Here is an 18013-nt window from a genome sequence, read left to right as displayed (position 1 = left end):
TTGCGAAGCCCATACATATCAACGTATATTTGACCCATGATAAAAATCCCTACTCATGTTAACAGCCTATTTAAACTTGTCTATCGGCGTGGCCGTCGGTTGGGCCTAGCTGTGCTTATCATACTACTCATTGAGCAGTCCTGGACTGCTATGCATACAACCAGTTTGCAGGAGTTTCAAGCGCACAGCCACAACTTAGTGAGCCTAACAGCTGAACAGGCCGCATCAGAAGCGCACTACTGGCTTGAAACTGATCAAATAGTGAACTTGCAAGAGTTGGTGAATAACCTACAACAGCAACCGTTTGTTGCTTCCGCTCAAGTTCAAAACCGCTATGGCCAGAACGTTGTAGAGTCGACTTCACTAAGCGATACCGATGAAGTTCAACAGGCTTTAACCGTGGTGGAAGAAATCACCAATGAAACCCAGGTAATCGGCTACTTAACCTTAACCATAGATGAAGCGTTGTTGCTGCAAGCCCCCGTAAAAACCCATGCCTATTTGACTTTTTATGGTCAATTTTTGCTGTTCTTTGCAATTATTGCCGGTGTATTTATCGCAATCACGTTCAACCGCTGGCGTTACCGACGCTCAGCCGTGCCAACCAAATAAACGACACGCGTTGTTCCAGGTTGCAACGGCGAGTTCCTCAGCTGATTCCTCCCGCAATTCCGCCAACACCCGCACTACGTCGCTACAGTGAGCCGGTTCATTGCGCTGGCCTTGATATCCTGAAATTGGCATATCCGGCGCATCCGTTTCTAGCAGCAAGTGCGAAAGCTTTGCTTGCGCCACTGCTGCACGCGTTTTACTGGCCCTGTCATAGGTAATAGTGCCGCCAATACCCAGCATAAAACCAAGCTCTATCCACGCATTGGCCTGCTCTTTACTGCCACTAAAAGCATGAATGACACCTGGGTATTCAGGTAGTTTATTGCGCGCCTGTTTAAGTACACGCAGTAATTCGGGCTGAGTTTTACGGTGGTGAATTACAACGGGGCGTTGAAACTCACAGGCGAGATCTACTTGTGCGGTAAATAATCGGGTTTGAATTGCATAGTCTTCGCAGCAAGCATCCAAACCAATTTCACCAACAGCTGCAGTGGGATTGCTTTCCAGCTGCTGCGCCAGCCACTGTAAGTCATTGTCATGATGTTGCTGAATAAAATACGGGTGCAGCCCAAAACCTTGCAGCAGCGGTACACCAGCGCAATCGCCCGGCCATTGGTTATCGCTACGCGCGTTGCTGACGCTCTGTTGACGCGAAACACCAGGCACAAAGATTGCGCGAACACCGGCATTTAAGGCGCGAGCAATAACATCTTTACGGTCTATTGCGAAGGCGTCGAAATCAAGATGACAGTGACTATCAAATAATTTCATAACGCCCTCCGACCATTTTAAAGAAGTTAATGTTCGCGCGTGTGACTAAACACAATCTCCGGATAGCGCTCCGTGGCTAAACTGAGGTTAACCATTGTCGGTGCAATGTAAGTAAGATTATCGCCACCGTCGAGCGCCAAGTTTGATTCTGCCTTACGACGAAAATCATCAAGCTTCTTCGCATCCGAACAGCTTACCCAACGCGCGGTAGCTACGTTAATGCTCTCATAAACAGCATCAACGTTATATTCAGATTTCAAACGATGGACAACCACATCAAACTGCAGAACACCAACAGCACCGACAATCAAATCATTATTGCTTAATGGGCGAAACACCTGCACGGCACCTTCTTCAGAGAGCTGCACGAGGCCTTTTAATAACTGCTTTTGTTTCAACGGGTCTTTCAGGCGAATACGGCGGAATAGCTCCGGTGCAAAATTAGGTATACCGCTAAACTTGAATTTTTCGCCCCCAGTAAACGTGTCACCGATTTGAATGGTGCCATGATTGTGTAAGCCGATGATGTCACCCGGATAAGCTTCTTCCACGTGTTCACGATCGCCAGCTAAAAAGGTGAGCGCATCTGCAATGCGGACATCTTTACCAATGCGCACCTGATGCATTTTCATGCCCTTTTCATACTTACCCGACACGATTCGCATAAACGCCACGCGGTCGCGATGCTTCGGGTCCATGTTTGCCTGAATCTTAAACACAAACCCAGAAAACGCTGGATGCGTTGCTTCAATAACTTCTGCGTTATCGGTTTCGCGAGACAGTGGTGTCGGGGCCCAGCTAACTAGCCCATCAAGCATATGGTCAACGCCAAAGTTTCCTAAGGCGGTACCAAAATAAACTGGGGTTAATTCGCCAGCTAAAAACATCTCTAAATCAAAATCGTTCGAGGCACCTTTTACCAATTCTATTTGCATCCGCAACTCGTCTGCATAGTCGCCAATGCGCTTGTCCAGTTCCGGATTATCCAGCCCCTTAATCACATCAACTTCTTGGATACGGTGACCTTGGCCAGTCTTGTAGAAAATGATTTCATCGTTAATAAGGTGGTAAACCCCTTTGAAGTTCTTACCCGAACCAATCGGCCAAGTAATTGGGGCACACATTATATTGAGTACATTTTCAACTTCATCGAGCAACTCGATAGGGTCGCGAATATCGCGATCAAGTTTGTTCATGAAGGTAATGATCGGCGTGTCACGTAGGCGCGTAACTTCCATTAATTTAATGGTTCTATCTTCAACGCCTTTTGCGCCGTCGATAACCATTAAGCACGAGTCAACCGCGGTCAGGGTTCGATAGGTATCTTCAGAGAAATCTTCGTGCCCGGGCGTATCGAGTAAATTGACCAAGGCACCACGATACGGAAACTGCATCACGGAGGTCGTAACCGAGATGCCACGCTCTTTCTCCATTTCCATCCAGTCAGACTTTGCATGCTGACCTGATTTTTTTCCTTTTACAGTACCGGCCTTCTGTAACTTTTGTCCATGCAACAATACCTTCTCGGTAATGGTGGTTTTACCCGCATCCGGGTGAGAAATGATCGCAAAAGTGCGGCGTTTTGCTACTTCTTTTGCAATTGATTTAGCCAGTTCTGACATGCGTTGACTCTTTTAACCTTAAGGAACAGAATTGAATACGAAAGTGCCGCGAATTCTAACCGAATTCGCGGCACTTTTGTACGATTAACTCAATTCTGGCTTAGGTCACTTAGTGATGCAGCAAGTGATTATCATCAATTACTTTGATTAAAGCTGCTGCGGCGTCCTCTATAGGGCGATTTAATCCTTCAGTACGCTGCACAATACGCCCTTGAGTATCAAGGACTGTAACAAGATTGCTGTGGTCAAAGTCGCCATCTGAACGTTTGCGGTAGCGTACACCGAGCAAAGTAGCCAAAGCACGAATGTTGTTATCGTCACCATGCAAGAATGTCCAAACGTCATCACCAAGCCCATATTTATCGGCATATTCAGCGAGTGCCGCTGGGGTGTCACGGTCTTGATCGAAGCTAACCATGACCAATTTCACATGCGCCTGATACTGTTCAGGCAATGCTTCGAAAACGCGACGCGCATCATTCACAAGTACTGGGCACGCTGTAGTGCAACTGCCGTAGATCATTGAAATCACAACTGGCTGCCCCTGCAGATCAGCCAAGGTTAACGTTTCACCAGTGTGACTCTGCCACTTACCATCTAGATGATAAATAGAATCATCCTGACTTACTTCGGCAGCACCCAGTGTGGTGTGGTTTTTGTGATCATGATGGCTGTGTTGGCTGTGATCTTGCGCAAATGCAGACCCAGATACCAAGTAGAAAGCTGCGAGTGCCAAAATTAATTTGTTCATCGTTCTTTACTCCATGTCATATGCACAACGGAAACCTAGCGTGCTGGTTGTGCTTTGGGCGCGATAATTACTGCGTGACTGATAGCGGAAAAATGTTGCATAGCTGGCATCGCCAAAGTCAGCCATAAACCGCGCGCTATCACCGCAAGAGCCAGCTAACAAATCAGTGTTATCACCGTTAGTTAGCAACAACTGGAAATCTTCCACCCACTCGTTGACTCGATCATGCATATGCATCAATTGTTCCGAGCCATTTTTGATTGACTGCTGGGCGTAGGCAGTCGGATTGCTGTGTCGGCCAAACAGCAACTGCGCATAAGCTTTGTCACTTAGCCCTTGTTGCTGCAATTGATAATTCGAGGCATATTCCCATTCATCCAGTGTTGGTAAACGTCCACCTTGTGCCGAGCAATATGCGCGAGCAGCAAACCAAGATACTTGGGTAATTGCTGAGTCGGTGCGTTTCGCAGGAATCGATTCGGCGTTTGGCCAATCGCTTAAATAGTTACCATCGTGGAAGATGGCGGCGATATTATCTCGCCGCCACTTCTTATTGGCTTGTGTAAACACCAAGTAATCTGCATAAGTGACTGGTGTCGCGTCGAGCTTGAATGCTGGCATAACCACTGTATCAACGGATTCGTCCAACAATACGGCAGGCTTATACTCGCCGGCTGGAATAACTACCGGGTCCGCATTCACGCTGGCTACTACCAACAAACTCAAAACACTCAGCCACTTAGTCATTTCATCACCTCAATTACTTAGTTTTACGAGGGCCCGCGTACAAAGCGCCAGCAGCACCACGTTCAGCATCAGCAAATTCGTGGTCAACTAACTTGTACACGCCTTCTTCTGGCACGATAAACTCTACAGTAGCGCTGCTACTTGCGCCCAACAGTACTGTTTGCATGCCATACCAAGTGTTACGCGGGTCGCCTTCAGCCCACACGCGGTCGAAAATTGCACCGATAACGTGGAAGCTTGAAGTGCCTGACGGACCAGCATTTAAGAAGTGAATACGTACACGGTCACCAGCATTAGACTTCAGCGGGTTTTCGCTTAGGGCTGATACGTGGCCGTTAAATACTACGTGGCTTGGGTCACGTGCTAACGCTGCTGAATGGTCGTAGATGTAGCTGTCACCCATTTCTGATAGGTACATTTCTGACTGAACAATAACGTATTCTTGATCAACTTCTTTGTCAGTTGGGTAGCCTTCTTTTGGTGATACAACAACAGCACCATATTGACCCATAGCGGTGTGCATCAACACGCTTGAAGTACCGCAGTGGTACATGTAAGTACCTGCGTAGTTCGCAATCCATTCAAACTCAATAGTTTCGCCTGGGGCGATAGTAGCCCACTTATCGTCAGCAGCTACGGTACCGCTATGGAAGTCCATTGAGTGCGGCATTGGCGCTACAACAGGCTCATGTTTTTGCAATTGGTTTTGCGCAACTTGATTGTAGTATGGCGCTGCACCTTTAAACGGCTTAGTGATAACCACTTCTTCGGTTGAACGGTTTTTCATTTTGAATACAACACGGTCACCTTCACGAACGTGGAGTACTGGGCCTGGAACACTGCCACCAAATGTCCATGCGTTATAGCTAACACCTGGCGCTACTTCTACTTTTTGTGAAAACACGTCCATGCGTACTTCGTGTTCTTTATTGCCTTTATAATCAAGTTCAGCAAGGTGTGGAACCATAGTCACATAGTCACCAACAACTGCTGGGCCGTTGTAATCTTCACGGTAGATTTTAGCTTTTGGCATACCGTAGATTTTACCGTCAATTACATATTCACTGTCATGCTTAAGTGGAACGTTTGCATCAGCGATTGCTGGTAAACCGGCAATAGAGACTAATAGCGCACTTGCAACTGCAGTTTTAACAAAGTTTTTCATGAGACTTCTCCAAGTAATAACTAATTCTTAATTAACGAACCGCTTTAACTTCTTCAGCTGTGACAGTCTTGTTGCCGCCGGCAAACTTCTCGTTCACATAATTAACAACTGCAGCTATGTCTGCATCGCTCATGTATCCCATGGGCGGCATCATGCCGTTGTAATCAGCGCCATCGACGGTGATTTTGCCTGACTTACCTTTAATGATTGTTTCAGCAACATACGCTGGCTTATCGACAATGTTGGAGTTGCCAGCTAGCGGTGGGAATACTGCTGCCATGCCTTGGCCATTTGCTTGATGGCATGCCATGCAATTCTTTTGATAAACCGAAGCACCCGCATCCGCTTGAGCAACACCGCTAAACAATGCAAGCGCAGCAGCTGCACCAACAAACATACCTGATTTAATTTGATTAACTTTAGTCATCTTAATACCCCTATCCGAAGCTTTATTTGATGACCATAGATTAGCGGAAACCCGCGGTTTTACGAGTGATATGAGGGAGTAACTAGAAGCTACCCCTTTCAGGTTATAGCCTCTATTACCGGAGGATAGAATTTGATTTCGACTTAGAAAAAGTTATTGAAGGTAGGTTTTTTTTAACAATTAAATAAGGGCATCGAGGGTCAATTGCACCATGTCACGAAAACCTATTTGGCGTTCACTTGAGCTCATGGCTTCGCCGCGCGCGATATGATCAGAAACAGTCAATACTGTCAGCGCAGCAACACCATGTTCAGCTGCAACACCGTACAATCCAGCTGCTTCCATCTCCACACCGAGAATGCCATATTTACGCAGTAACTCGAGCCGTGACCTATCGTCCTGATAAAAAAGATCAGCCGAGAACACGTTACCGACGCGCACCTTAAGGTTTGTTTGTTCTGCCTGCTCAGCCACCTTTCTGAGCAGCCCAAAATCAGCAATCGCAGCAAAATCCAAGCCACTAAAACGCTGGCGATTTACGCCTGAATCTGTACTGGCGCCCTGCGCTAAAATGATGTCGTGAAGATTGATATCCGGTTGCACTGCTCCGCAACTGCCCACGCGGACGAGTTGCTTAACACCATAAAAGCGGATCAACTCAGTAGCGTAGATTGAGCAAGATGGTATGCCCATACCACTACCCATCACAGACACCGGCACTCCTTTGTAGGTACCCGTGAACCCCAACATATTGCGTACATTGGTTACTTGCTTGGCATCGGTTAGAAATGAATTTGCAATAAATTCAGCACGAAGGGGATCGCCCGGCAGCAAACAAATTGGTGCAAATGCATCTTTGGCTGCATTAATGTGGGGTGTAGTCATGATTCTATTTACTCAGTCAAAAAGCTTTTGCCATAATCGAGCGGTGCCAGGTTTAGCCATTCAGCCACTGTTTGACCTATATCTGCGAAGGTTTCCCTGCGGCCCATAGAGCCAGGTTCAACGTTGCTGCCAACTGCAAGTACCGGCACGTACTCTCGTGTGTGATCGGTGCCGGGCCACGTCGGGTCACAACCGTGGTCGGCGGTAAGTATCAATATATCATCGGGTTGCAACGCAGTTTTGAGTTGTGGCAACAGTTGGTCAAATAACTCCAATGCAGCAGCGTAACCACTTACATCGCGGCGGTGCCCGTAGTCACTATCAAAATCAACCAAATTGGTGAATATAATACTGTTTTCAGGCGCATTTTTTAACTGCGCTAGGGTCGTCTCCACCAGAGCCGGTATACCGGTTGCTTTTAGCTGCTTGGTAATTCCTTGATGCGCAAAAATATCTGCAATCTTGCCAATACTAATAACTTCGCCACCAGCTTCAACAAGCTTATCCAAAACCGTGGGTGCTGGCGGTGGAACCGCATAATCGCGGCGATTTCCGGTACGTTTGAAGGTGGTGGCATCGGCTCCGGTAAATGGACGCGCAATAACGCGCCCAATGTTGTATGGCTCAAGCAAATCTCGCGCTACTTCGCATAGACGGTACAAGCGCTCAAGTCCAAAACTTTCTTCATGACAGGCTATCTGAAACACTGAATCGGCCGATGTATAAAAAATTGGCTTACCCGTGCGAATGTGTTCCTCGCCCAGTTCGGCGATAATCGTGGTTCCTGAAGCATGACAATTACCCAAGTAGCCTGGCAGGTTGGCTTGCGCAACAATCGCTTCAAGTAATGCAGCTGGAAAGGAATTCTCTGGCTCAAGAAAATACCCCCAGTCAAATAACACAGGTACACCCGCCATTTCCCAGTGTCCGGACGGGGTATCTTTGCCCGACGACAATTCTTGCGCCCAGCCAAAGCGGCCGGTTATCTCTGCCGCCGGCTCAATGCCTTGGGGTTGTTCATTGGTTGCGCCATAATAAGCTTCACCCAAACCTAACTGGATCAAGTTCGGTATCTTTAATGGGCCTGTTCGCCCGACTTCTGCACGCCCTTCGGCAGCTTCCTGCGCGATATGACCAAAGGTATCAGCGCCAACATCGCCAAACTTGTCGGCATCAGCTGCTGCACCAATACCAAATGAATCGAGTACCACAATAATTGCACGCGCCATACTATGTCGTCCTGTTCGGGGCCAATTCTACTTACGAATATAGCGGTAGATGACTTTACTCGCCGCCACCGGTTCAGCTGCTACTGTCACAGCATTGCGAACGCGCTCCGCTGCATGTTCCCAACTTGCTTCGTCGCGCGCATAAAGCATCGCGACGGGTGTCTTATTGTCTATATACGTACCCAGGCCGACAATTGCATCAAGCCCCACACCGAAATCTAACGTGTCTGCGCTACGTTGGCGCCCACCACCTAGCGCAACAACAGCCATTCCCACGGCACGTGTGTCAATCTTCGTGATCACCCCAGTTGCGTTCACAAATACAGGTTTAGCCACCTTAGCGAGCGGCAAGTGACGGTGATAGTTAGAAAGTAAATCGTTCGGCCCCCCTAACTGCCCTACCATTTGGCTAAAGCGTTCTGCTGCTGCACCACTGGATAAAGCCTGTTCAACTTTAGTTTGCGCTTGCTCAAAGTCTTCAGCCAATCCGCCCAACACCAGCATTTCAGCTGATAATGCAACGGTCACCTGGTGTAGCCGCGGCGCCCTATACTCACCGGTTAAATACCGAATCGCTTCATGCACTTCAATGGCATTGCCGGCTGACTCCGCCAACACTTCATTCATGTCCGTGAGGATAGCGCTCGTTGCTAAACCGGCACCGTTAGCCACTGCAACCAAACTCTCTGCAAGCTCTGAGGCATCGGATTCAGTCTGCATGACCGCACCATTACCAACTTTCACATCAAGTACCAACCCATCGAGACCTGCTGCGAGTTTTTTGGACAGAATTGAAGCGGTAATTAACGGAATCGACTCAACGGTCGCGGTAATATCTCGCGTAGCGTAAAAGCGCTTATCGGCGGGCGCCAAATCACCCGTTTGGCCAATAATGGCAACACCTGTTTGTTTCACCACACGTCGAAAAGTTTCAAGATCGGGCAGTGTCTGATAGCCGGGTATTGAATCCATTTTATCAAGCGTACCGCCGGTATGCCCTAGCCCACGTCCAGAAATCATCGGCACAAAGCCGCCGCATGCTGCAATAATAGGCCCCAGCATTAAACTTACGACATCCCCAACGCCACCGGTTGAGTGTTTATCCAAAACAGGCCCATCCAGATCCATGGCTTGCCAGTTCAACACAGTACCGGAATCGCGCATTGCTAAGGTTAAAGCAACAGTTTCATCTGCCGTCATGCCGCGAAAAAATATCGCCATCGCGAGCGCGGATATCTGACTTTCAGAAATGGAATTGTTGGTAAGCCCTTCAACAAAGAACCTAATTTTGTCAGATGTAAGCACCCCACCGTCTCGTTTAATTCGAATGATTTCTTGTGGTAAAAACATTTAGTATCCTTCGCTGGCCGCAACATTCTTTCCTGCAAGGGTCGCGAGCAGGTTTTTCAATAAACTGCTGGCACCAAAGCGGAAGTGCTCAGCCGTAACCCATGAGCTACCCATTATAGACGCCGCTAAAGTTAGGTATTCAGCTGCTTCATCGGCGGTGCGTACGCCACCTGCCGCTTTAAATCCGCAGTTCTTCCCGCTAGCTTTGATAGCGGTTAGCATAACTTCTGCAGCTTCGAGCGTTGCATTAACTGGGACTTTTCCCGTTGACGTTTTAATGAAATCAGCACCCGCTGAAATCGCTATCTCACTCGCAGAACGAATCAAATCTTTGGTCTGCAGTTCACCACTTTCGATAATCACTTTAAGCTGCGCCCTATCGCCGCATGCGGCTTTGCACGCCGATACCAACTCAAAGCCACATTTAGTATTACCGTCTTTCAATGCTCGCCAAGGAAATACCACGTCTACTTCATCGGCACCGCACGCAACTGCGCGTTCAGTTTCAGCAACGGCGCGCGCGATATCTTCACTGCCGAAAGGAAAGTTCGTTACCGTCGCAACCTTAACTTGCGGCAAGTTTAGCCGCTGCAATTCACACTTTGCCCACACAACCATCTCAGGGAATACGCAGACTGCTGCGGGAGAACCAAAAGGCGTATCCGCAGCGGCACACAATGCGCTAATGTCTTCCGGTGTGTCGTTGTTGTTTAACGAAGTAAGATCAGTAAAGTGAAGCGCCTTTAACGCTGCCTGTGAAATATCCATAACAATTAAACTCTGTATTTTTCGATATCGAAGTGAAACGCGTCCGGCAATAACGTCGCAACGGTCCAACTTTGCTGGCCGGTATCGCAGGTTGATATAACTTCCGTTTCCGGTTGAAAAAACTCTGCCATTACCTGCCGGCATGCGCCACAGGGGGAGTACACTTGCGCACTCGGTGTATAGATGACCAATTGCTTAACTTTAGATAGATCGGCGCCCTGCGCAACAGCAGTAAAAATTGCAGTGCGCTCGGCACAGTTTGACAGACCATAAGAAACGTTTTCTACATTGCAGCCCGTGATGAGTTCACCAGCATCCGTGACAAACGCTGCGCCAACTTTAAAGCGACTATAAGGTGCATGTGCATGCGCTGCTGCCGCTTTTGCTGTTACGTGCAGATCGTGCAGTTGTGAGTGCTTATTACTCATAATGAATCTTCTTTTTGTATGGCAGTAAAGCTTACTCCGTTAGCCTTTCGAATTAAAGTACGCCAAATGGGGGAGTTTAATTAAGTAACAACTAAATTAATGATGCAAATCACTTTGCGATTATAAGATTTAGAGCTATGCTAATTTAGTAACTTCTTAATTACGGAGAATATCATGAGTGTAGAACGTGCTTTGACTGCCTTTGCTGGCTTTATGGTGTTATTATCTGTTGCCTTAACCGTATGGGTTCACCCAAATTGGGTCTGGTTAACTGTGTTTGTTGGTGCTAATTTATTCCAGCAGTCATTCACTGGCTTCTGTCCAGCCAGTATTTTCCTTAAAAAAGTTTTTAAATTGAAAACTGAGCGCGAGCTCGCACAACCACACTAGTAGAGAGATAGTTATGAGCATGCTGATGGATGCTGAAATGCAAACCGGTGAAGCGCAAGATGCCGCAGCGTTTTTGCGCTCAATCGCTAACGAACATCGCCTGCAAATTTTGTGTCATTTGGCCGGCGGTGAGAAAAGTGTTGGTCAATTAAACCAGCATTTTCCGCTCAGCCCATCAGCATTCTCACAGCATTTAGCTGTATTGCGTCAACAAGGGTTAGTGAAATTCAGAAAAGAAGCTCAAACTATTTTTTATTCCATTAATGACCCAGACACCATGCGATTTATGCAGCTGTTGCGCAGTAAGTTTTGCCCAACTTATACCAATTAAATCTCAGTAGGTTTGTGCCAGAGCATCACAATCGCGTCCTCTTTCGTGTCACTCAGGGTTGGATAATAATTCTTGCGTAAGCCAATCTCTTGAAAACCTACCTTCTGATATAACTTTCGCGCTGCGTTATTGCTTGAGCGCACTTCTAGAAAAACCTTCGCCGGCTGCCGCGCAGCTTTCGCCAATACGTGCCGAACCAACGCTTCCGCATAGCCTTGCCGTTGCGCCTGCGGTGCAACAGCAATGTTCATAATGGTCCATTCATCAGCAAGTGGTTGATGAACTAAGATAAAAGCGTACAGCTCGCGTGCATCCTGTGACCAAATACCAAAATTTTGGTAATCAGCCTCAAAGCATGATCTTAAATTCATTTCCGACCAAGGTAACGCAGCAGCTGAGGCTTCAACTTTACTAACAGCTGGTGTCCAGTCTAGAGGTGAAATGGAGAGTGTTGAGGTCACAACGAGCGGCTAACTATCTGATTCCACGTTTCGCGTTTAGCCGCAGCCGGAAATACATTGCCAGACTCTAAGGCTAAATAAATGATGCGTTCTTTCGGCCAGTTTTCGATAGTACTTGCCGCTGTTTCAGCCAGCGCGCCAGAGTTTTCCTGATCTAACGTGTGAACTAAATCATTCAGCCATTGTGGGCGGTTTACGGGAAGTGGACTGTCGGTAACGATTAACCAACTGCTCAAGCGATAACAATGCTCATGCTGTCTTGGCGGCACATCCACATTGATGGAGCGCTCATGCCAAAGCGGCAGACCGATTGCTGCCAATGCATTTTGTTGTGATTTATTAAAAAGAGGAGTCGTTCGATCTGTCATGCAATTAGCCTAGCCCAAACGCTCAAGATAAGGAAGCATTAAAAAGCTGGCAGGGGTGGAGGGATTCGAACCCCCAACCGTCGGTTTTGGAGACCGCTGTTCTACCAATTGGAACTACACCCCTGCAATCAAGGTCTGAATTATACTGGCCAAACATTCTCTGGCAAGCTATTTGTAATGTTCTATCGCTTAACTGCGGCATTTTTCACCACTTCACGGTGAGGTGGGTGCTATACTGCTGTTTTTGTATATACTTATTTGAAAGGTAATTCATGGGTGTTTGCGGTCGCTGTTTTCAGGGAATGTTAATAGTAGTCTCACTGTGCTTGTTACAAGTGAGCTATGCGCAGTCGTCGTGGGAGCCAAGTGATGCAAAGCTGGCGGTACGAATTGAAGGAATCGAAGGGCAACTGCTGCAGAATGCTAGAGCTTACATTGGTATCAAAGCACTCGAGGGCCAAACAGTCCCTTCGATATTCCGAGTGCGTTATCTCGCGCGAAAAGGCGAGCAAGAACTCCTAACGGCCATAGAACCCTATGGTTTCTATAATGCCCAAGTAAAGAGCGAAGTTATTGAGGGTGACGACACGTGGACCGTGCTCTATACCGTCGAGGTTGGCCCCGTAACGACCTATGGTGATGTAAATATTGAGCTTACTGGTAGCGCGCAATATGATGCCGCGTTTCAAAAATTGCTTGAAGAACGGTTACCCTACCGCGGCCAACCGTTTAACCATCAAGACTATGAAAGCTTAAAATCCGGATTACGTAACCTAGCAGCAGAGCGCGGTTATTATGATGCCCAGTTTTCGACACACAGCATTAAAGTAGAGCGCGACAAGCAGATTGCGAATATGACGTTGGTGTTTGAGTCAGGCGAGCGTTATTTATTTGGTGAAACCTCTTTCTGCTGTTCGTTTCTTAATGAAAGTTTGCTTGAACGCTTCATCCATCACCAACGCGGTGAACCATTTAACACGCGTGCACTGCTTGATTTGCAAGTTGACTTAGCCGGAAGTGAATACTTTAGTACCGTTGAAGTGTCGCCACGATGGGATCAAGCAACAACCAATCAAGTGCCTATTGATGTAACCCTATCGCCAAATAAGCGCGACCGTTATCAAGTCGGTCTCGGTTATGGAACTGATACCGGCGCACGGATTACCATGGGCTTCGATCGGCGCTGGGTGAATGATCGTGGCCATCGTCTGAGTAGCGTAATTCGTTTATCTGAAGTACAAAATACCGGCTATGTAAGTTATATAATTCCCGGTAATGATCCGGCTCGAGACTCTTATAGTTTTAATGGTGAGATAACCGATCGCTCCTTTGAAGCGCAGCGCTCAAAGTTATACCGCGCCTCGTTCAAAGACATAAGACATTATGACCGTTGGCATCGCACGTACCAGTTAGCCTATCAACGCGAAGATTTTTCGTTCGGTGACGAGCCTACAACCAGTTCAAACTTTCTTATTCCCTCGGTTGAATGGAGTCTTATCGAAAGCTCCAGCCTGCCAGCAAATCGTAACATCATCGATGACGGATACCGTATCTCCATTATGCTACAGGGCGCCCATGAGAATGTTCTGGCGGATACAAATTTTGCCTCGGTGAAGTTGAGTGCGAAATGGGTTCATCGACTGAGCGACGAATGGCGTGTGCTTATGCGAAGTGAAGTTGGTGCGTTACAGACAGATGATTTTGATGCGTTGGGTTCAACATTGCGCTTTTTTGCCGGTGGTGATCATAGTGTCCGCGGTTACGCATACCAACAGCTAGGTCCCACCAATGATGAAGGTGTTGTGGTCGGTGGTCGCTTTATGACTGCAAATTCTATTGAAGTGGATTATGCCTTCAAATCAAACTGGCGGGTCGCCCTTTTTACCGATATCGGTAACAGTATGATGGACTGGAACGATCGGCTTAAACAATCGGTCGGTTTTGGTATTCGCTGGGTCTCACCCATCGGTCCGGTGCGGTTAGATTTAGCTATGGCCATGGACGAACCAAGTAACCCATGGCGTTTACACTTGACGCTGGGGCCTGACTTATGAAGTTCGTAAAATATCTCGCCTGGGTCATTGTGATTCTGTTCGTTGTTATACCAAGCGCCATTGTGGCTTTGCTGATGACCACCAATGGCTCGCGCTTTATCATCGACCAGTCTACGCGTTTCACGCATATTGAAATCAAGTACACAGCCATACAAGGGAACCTACTAAGTTCACTTGAACTAACCGGTTTAGAGATAGAAAACGAATTTTGGCAACTCTCTGCGGATACAGTAAAAGTCTCTTGGCAACCGACCGAGCTCATTGAAAAAAGATTGGTTTTTGAGCAGGTTTACACCGACAAGCTGCTGTTCAAAACAACCGGTACCGCTGCGCCTCAGTCAACTGATACCCCAATTACGTTGCCAGATATTCAGTTGCCAATTCACCTGGTGATTAACCAGTTCAGCGCCACGAACAGCGCGTACACGTCACCAGAAACGACAACTCCACTCCCCGACCTGAGTGGGCGATTGGCATGGAAAGATGATCAACTCTCCATACCTGACCTACAAATAACTTATGAAGCCATCGATGCAACGGTTTCTGGACGAGTTCAAACATCTGGCACATACCCATTGCAGCTTAGCGCTCAGTGGTCCATGGCTGACCCTATTAAAGGTGCACAGATCGCTGCGGTGTCTGGTCAATCGACACTAGTCGGCGACGTTAAACACTTACGTGTCGAGAACGCGTTTAGCGTTTCAGCCAATGCCCGGCAGCAAACGGCTTCTATAGATATAAAGGACTTGCTTGAAAACCCTAGCTGGCTTGGCAAGGTTGAGGTCAGTGAGCTAGCGGTCGCGCCTTTCTTACCGATGTTCCTGGAGCAAGATTCAGCATTATATGAGTGGTTAAGCAATAGCTCGACAAGTGCCCTTGCAACAGTCGACAACCAGCAAATTATGATTGAGCGATTAGAGCTAAACCAGATTGGTGAAGAGCTGGGGGCTGTTGAGCTACAAGGTGTCGTTTCAAACTATCTGCAAGCTACCAATGCGCCAGAGCAGGTTGAGTTCGATTTAAATCTCACCGCGAAGCGCCTCGCAGTTCCGAATGAACTGGTTCCGCAGTCTGTATATTTTGAATCGGCCGTGGGCGAAGTGCGCGGCAACTTAGCAGCCTATACGCACAAGCTTTTAGCGCAGGGTACTTACGCAGATAATCAGTCAGTTAATATCGATTTTTATGGCCGAGGAAGCGCAGAAAGTGTTGATTTTGAAGTTGCTACCATTACTTCCAAATTAATTACTACCGAGTTTTCTGCACAGGCCAACTGGCAAACCGAACTCAACGCAGAGGTCGATATAAAAAATCTCAGTGCCTTCCCGCCTGAGTTAGCTGGCTACAGTGACCCCGAACTATCTGCAAACGGTAAATTGTCTTTCCTCAGCAATCGCCTGAGCGCCCATAATTTCAATATCTCTTGGATGGATAATGAGGTTGTGCTTGATGGCGCTATGACGAAGGAATCACCACTATCCGCATTGGTTAAGATACCCAACCTCGAGGCGCTTTATGACAACGACTATTTGGCGGGAACGCTGGACGTGGAATTAGCTGTCGTTGGTCAAATTGATAAGTCGTTACGAATAGAGGTTAAAGATTTTAATGCCGATCACCCCGACTTTGGCCAATGGCAAACCAATAAGCCAGCCACAATTAACTTACCAGTCAATCAGCCACTTGCCTTTTCGGTAACGGATTTTTGCGTTATTTCTGATGGTAGAACCGCAGCAGCTGAACTGTGTTTAGCAAGTGCATCTAAAGGCACAAAGCAAACCACACAAATAAATGGTGCGAATCTGCCATTAGCATTACTCAACAGATTTAGGTCTGCTGAGGTGGCTGAAAGAATTTGGGGACTCGCAACTCTTAATAGCACTATTGTGTATGACACAGAGACTTGGACGCTCGATCACACTGAAGGTAATGTCGGTAGTGAGCGTACTGTTTTATTCGCACTTGATGAAGAAGTGAGCACTCGATTTGAGTACTGGCGAATTAACTGGGCCGGAAATACCGAATCTATCAAAGCAGAAGTTACTGCTGAATTAGAGGACGACCGTGGTCTTGTTATTGGCGACATTACTATCAGTGATCTCACCGATGTTGCTGCGCTGCAAGGTGAAATCATCATGGAGCTGCATGATCTAACGGTATTGCAGTGGGTATTGCCGGATTTACGGTATGAAGAGGCCCAAGCATTAGCCCTAATCACTATTGGCGGCAACGCCAAAGCACCTGAAATAACCGGTTCCGTTGAGCTTGCAGCAAAAGAGATTGGCTTTGCACAAAGTGGTTTGCTGCTTACCGATGTCAGAATCGCGGCTTTTGACACGCCAAATGTCGATGCTTCAATTACGCTCGATGGCCAAGCGCAATCTGGTGATGGCTGGATAAGTATAAAAGGCAGTGTTCAGCCGCTGGCAACTGAACTTGATTTACAAATTGAAGGCGAAAGCTTCCGTGCTGTTCAGTTACCAACAGCCACAGTGGATGTAAGTCCAAATATCAATATCCGTGTAAAAGATCAGCGTATCGACATCACGGGCGAAGTGCTCATTCCGTACGCTGTAATTGATCAACCGGAACTGAGCGAGATTGCAACCACGCCCTCTGCAGATGTGAAAGTATTTGAAAATGGCGAACCTGTAACGCAACAAAGCGATTCTCTTTATCCTTTATATGCCGACGTAAGGGTAACCTTGGGGGATAAAATTCAGGTGACTGGTTTTGGTTTTGAAGGTGAACTAGCTGGAAGCCTCCGAGTTTCAGAAACGCCAACGCGTGCTTTAACAGCCACCGGCGGTGTTTCGGTGACCAAAGGTTTTTATGAGTTGTATGGCCAACGCTTGGAAATTGAGCGCGGTTCTTTAATTTATAGCGGTGGGCCAATCGCTAATCCAGGTTTGGATTTGCGGGTTGTTCGAGCACAGGAAAATATTATCTCGACAGAGCAGGTTTCGGTTGGCGCACAAATTAGTGGAACACTTTTAGAGCCAGACTTCCGGCTGTATTCAACACCAGCAATGCCTGACAGTGAAGTTTTGTCGTACTTAATACTCGGTCGAGGTTCTGGAGTGAGTTCTACTGGCAATGAGAACTTGCAGTTACAAGCGCTGATACTGTTAGGGTCTAAGGGAACAGATTTACTCGGAGAGTCCTTACAAGATACCTTTGGGTTTGATGAGTTTGGTATTGATTCCACCATGAACCCGAACGATACGTCATTTTACGTGGGCAAGTACTTATCACCAAGATTATACGTGAAGTATGGCGTGGGCTTATTTGAGAATACCAATAGCTTCTTAATACGCTATCTACTCTCTGAGAAGTTGATCATTGAGACTACAACCAGTGGTCAATCTCAAGGCGGCGATATCTTCTATACAATAGAAAAGTGAGAAGGCGTTATTCGTTATTCGTTGTTCGTACGCTGCGCTGTTCGTGCGTTCGGCTTCGCCTCTCTGTTCGGAACGAACAGTGCGGAGCACGGACGAACAGTGAACGCAGTGAACGCACGAACCACGAATCACGCTTTTTGCTTTCCCAAAACGAAAAAACCCCGAGCATTAGCTCGGGGTCTCGTCGTATTTAAAGCCTGGCGGTGTCCTACTCTCACATGGGGAAGCCCCACACTACCATCGGCGCTGA

18 protein-coding genes and 1 tRNA gene are annotated in these 18013 nt (G+C 47.4%); 5 read left to right on the top strand and 14 right to left on the bottom strand.

Annotated features, from left to right (window positions below; all coding sequences use genetic code 11):
• The first annotated feature begins 150 nt into the window (after window positions 1-150).
• Window positions 151-612: a hypothetical protein gene (locus EGC76_RS11110; RefSeq protein ID WP_128353078.1), complete on the top strand. Its 462-nt coding sequence runs from the start codon at window positions 151-153 to the stop codon at window positions 610-612.
• Here EGC76_RS11110 and EGC76_RS11105 read toward each other — a convergent pair.
• The 11 genes from EGC76_RS11105 to EGC76_RS11055 all read right to left on the bottom strand — a co-directional run bounded on the left by EGC76_RS11105 (window position 592) and on the right by EGC76_RS11055 (window position 10755).
• The gene (locus tag EGC76_RS11105) at window positions 592-1383 is read right to left on the bottom strand and encodes a TatD family hydrolase (RefSeq protein ID WP_128353077.1); all 792 of its coding nucleotides are present in this window, start codon (window positions 1381-1383) and stop codon (window positions 592-594) included. The genes EGC76_RS11110 and EGC76_RS11105 overlap by 21 nt on opposite strands.
• Before the next feature lie 26 nt (window positions 1384-1409).
• The gene (prfC, locus tag EGC76_RS11100; protein WP_128353076.1) at window positions 1410-3005 is read right to left on the bottom strand and encodes a peptide chain release factor 3; all 1596 of its coding nucleotides are present in this window, start codon (window positions 3003-3005) and stop codon (window positions 1410-1412) included.
• Between the two features lie 109 nt (window positions 3006-3114).
• On the bottom strand, window positions 3115-3756 hold the full coding sequence (locus EGC76_RS11095) for an SCO family protein (RefSeq protein WP_128353075.1): 642 nt from the start codon (window positions 3754-3756) through the stop codon (window positions 3115-3117).
• Between the two features lie 6 nt (window positions 3757-3762).
• The gene (locus EGC76_RS11090) at window positions 3763-4503 is read right to left on the bottom strand and encodes a formylglycine-generating enzyme family protein (protein WP_128353074.1); all 741 of its coding nucleotides are present in this window, start codon (window positions 4501-4503) and stop codon (window positions 3763-3765) included.
• Between the two features lie 13 nt (window positions 4504-4516).
• Window positions 4517-5668, bottom strand: a complete 1152-nt coding sequence (locus EGC76_RS11085) for a multicopper oxidase domain-containing protein (RefSeq protein WP_128353073.1) — start codon at window positions 5666-5668, stop codon at window positions 4517-4519.
• Window positions 5669-5699: 31 nt separating this feature from the next.
• The gene (locus EGC76_RS11080; RefSeq protein WP_246013970.1) at window positions 5700-6095 is read right to left on the bottom strand and encodes a c-type cytochrome; all 396 of its coding nucleotides are present in this window, start codon (window positions 6093-6095) and stop codon (window positions 5700-5702) included.
• Window positions 6096-6275: 180 nt separating this feature from the next.
• A complete protein-coding gene (gene deoD / locus EGC76_RS11075; protein ID WP_128353072.1) occupies window positions 6276-6980 on the bottom strand; it encodes a purine-nucleoside phosphorylase in 705 nt (234 codons plus the stop codon).
• Window positions 6981-6988: 8 nt separating this feature from the next.
• Window positions 6989-8209: a phosphopentomutase gene (locus EGC76_RS11070; RefSeq protein ID WP_128353071.1), complete on the bottom strand. Its 1221-nt coding sequence runs from the start codon at window positions 8207-8209 to the stop codon at window positions 6989-6991.
• Between the two features lie 27 nt (window positions 8210-8236).
• The gene (gene deoA / locus EGC76_RS11065) at window positions 8237-9559 is read right to left on the bottom strand and encodes a thymidine phosphorylase (protein ID WP_128353070.1); all 1323 of its coding nucleotides are present in this window, start codon (window positions 9557-9559) and stop codon (window positions 8237-8239) included.
• Window positions 9560-10327, bottom strand: a complete 768-nt coding sequence (gene deoC, locus EGC76_RS11060) for a deoxyribose-phosphate aldolase (RefSeq protein ID WP_128353069.1) — start codon at window positions 10325-10327, stop codon at window positions 9560-9562.
• A gap of 5 nt (window positions 10328-10332) precedes the next feature.
• Window positions 10333-10755, bottom strand: a complete 423-nt coding sequence (locus EGC76_RS11055; protein ID WP_128353068.1) for a cytidine deaminase — start codon at window positions 10753-10755, stop codon at window positions 10333-10335.
• Between the two features lie 174 nt (window positions 10756-10929).
• Between EGC76_RS11055 and EGC76_RS11050 the strand changes: the two genes are divergently transcribed.
• Together EGC76_RS11050 and EGC76_RS11045 are read left to right on the top strand one after the other, a co-directional pair.
• Window positions 10930-11145 (top strand): YgaP family membrane protein, encoded by a 216-nt coding sequence (locus tag EGC76_RS11050; protein ID WP_128353067.1) that lies wholly within the window; start codon window positions 10930-10932, stop codon window positions 11143-11145.
• A gap of 13 nt (window positions 11146-11158) precedes the next feature.
• Window positions 11159-11476 carry an ArsR/SmtB family transcription factor gene (locus EGC76_RS11045; RefSeq protein ID WP_128353066.1) on the top strand — a complete coding sequence of 106 codons (318 nt, stop codon included), beginning with the start codon at window positions 11159-11161 and terminating at the stop codon, window positions 11474-11476.
• On the opposite strand, the gene rimI is transcribed toward EGC76_RS11045, so the two are convergent.
• The 3 genes from rimI to EGC76_RS11030 form a co-directional block, all read right to left on the bottom strand.
• Window positions 11473-11937: a ribosomal protein S18-alanine N-acetyltransferase gene (gene rimI / locus EGC76_RS11040; protein WP_128353065.1), complete on the bottom strand. Its 465-nt coding sequence runs from the start codon at window positions 11935-11937 to the stop codon at window positions 11473-11475. The two genes, EGC76_RS11045 and rimI, sit on opposite strands and share 4 nt — an antisense overlap.
• Window positions 11934-12305 (bottom strand): hypothetical protein, encoded by a 372-nt coding sequence (locus EGC76_RS11035; protein ID WP_128353064.1) that lies wholly within the window; start codon window positions 12303-12305, stop codon window positions 11934-11936. Before EGC76_RS11035 ends, rimI begins: the two co-directional genes overlap by 4 nt.
• 47 nt (window positions 12306-12352) lie before the next feature.
• Window positions 12353-12429 (bottom strand) — tRNA-Trp (locus EGC76_RS11030).
• Between the two features lie 178 nt (window positions 12430-12607).
• On the opposite strand from EGC76_RS11030, the gene EGC76_RS11025 reads away from it, so the two are divergent.
• Window positions 12608-14359: an autotransporter assembly complex protein TamA gene (locus tag EGC76_RS11025; protein WP_128353063.1), complete on the top strand. Its 1752-nt coding sequence runs from the start codon at window positions 12608-12610 to the stop codon at window positions 14357-14359.
• On the top strand, window positions 14356-17763 hold the full coding sequence (locus tag EGC76_RS11020) for a translocation/assembly module TamB domain-containing protein (RefSeq protein WP_128353062.1): 3408 nt from the start codon (window positions 14356-14358) through the stop codon (window positions 17761-17763). The genes EGC76_RS11025 and EGC76_RS11020 overlap by 4 nt, the downstream gene beginning before the upstream one ends.
• Window positions 17764-18013: the final 250 nt, after the last annotated feature.

The organism is Pseudidiomarina gelatinasegens, from assembly GCF_004025325.1.
Taxonomy (GTDB): Bacteria; Pseudomonadota; Gammaproteobacteria; order Enterobacterales; family Alteromonadaceae; genus Pseudidiomarina; species Pseudidiomarina gelatinasegens.
Note: the sequence above shows the minus strand (reverse complement) of the source record. Positions and strands in the feature narration are given on the sequence as shown.

Coding starts and splice junctions, on each gene's coding strand:
- EGC76_RS11110 (WP_128353078.1), top strand. CDS start 151: ATGCATACAACCAGTTTGCAGGAGTTTCAAGCGCACAGCCACAACTTA.
- EGC76_RS11105 (WP_128353077.1), bottom strand. CDS start 1,383: ATGAAATTATTTGATAGTCACTGTCATCTTGATTTCGACGCCTTCGCA.
- prfC (WP_128353076.1), bottom strand. CDS start 3,005: ATGTCAGAACTGGCTAAATCAATTGCAAAAGAAGTAGCAAAACGCCGC.
- EGC76_RS11095 (WP_128353075.1), bottom strand. CDS start 3,756: ATGAACAAATTAATTTTGGCACTCGCAGCTTTCTACTTGGTATCTGGG.
- EGC76_RS11090 (WP_128353074.1), bottom strand. CDS start 4,503: ATGACTAAGTGGCTGAGTGTTTTGAGTTTGTTGGTAGTAGCCAGCGTG.
- EGC76_RS11085 (WP_128353073.1), bottom strand. CDS start 5,668: ATGAAAAACTTTGTTAAAACTGCAGTTGCAAGTGCGCTATTAGTCTCT.
- EGC76_RS11080 (WP_246013970.1), bottom strand. CDS start 6,095: ATGACTAAAGTTAATCAAATTAAATCAGGTATGTTTGTTGGTGCAGCT.
- deoD (WP_128353072.1), bottom strand. CDS start 6,980: ATGACTACACCCCACATTAATGCAGCCAAAGATGCATTTGCACCAATT.
- EGC76_RS11070 (WP_128353071.1), bottom strand. CDS start 8,209: ATGGCGCGTGCAATTATTGTGGTACTCGATTCATTTGGTATTGGTGCA.
- deoA (WP_128353070.1), bottom strand. CDS start 9,559: ATGTTTTTACCACAAGAAATCATTCGAATTAAACGAGACGGTGGGGTG.
- deoC (WP_128353069.1), bottom strand. CDS start 10,327: ATGGATATTTCACAGGCAGCGTTAAAGGCGCTTCACTTTACTGATCTT.
- EGC76_RS11055 (WP_128353068.1), bottom strand. CDS start 10,755: ATGAGTAATAAGCACTCACAACTGCACGATCTGCACGTAACAGCAAAA.
- EGC76_RS11050 (WP_128353067.1), top strand. CDS start 10,930: ATGAGTGTAGAACGTGCTTTGACTGCCTTTGCTGGCTTTATGGTGTTA.
- EGC76_RS11045 (WP_128353066.1), top strand. CDS start 11,159: ATGAGCATGCTGATGGATGCTGAAATGCAAACCGGTGAAGCGCAAGAT.
- EGC76_RS11035 (WP_128353064.1), bottom strand. CDS start 12,305: ATGACAGATCGAACGACTCCTCTTTTTAATAAATCACAACAAAATGCA.
- EGC76_RS11025 (WP_128353063.1), top strand. CDS start 12,608: ATGTTAATAGTAGTCTCACTGTGCTTGTTACAAGTGAGCTATGCGCAG.
- EGC76_RS11020 (WP_128353062.1), top strand. CDS start 14,356: ATGAAGTTCGTAAAATATCTCGCCTGGGTCATTGTGATTCTGTTCGTT.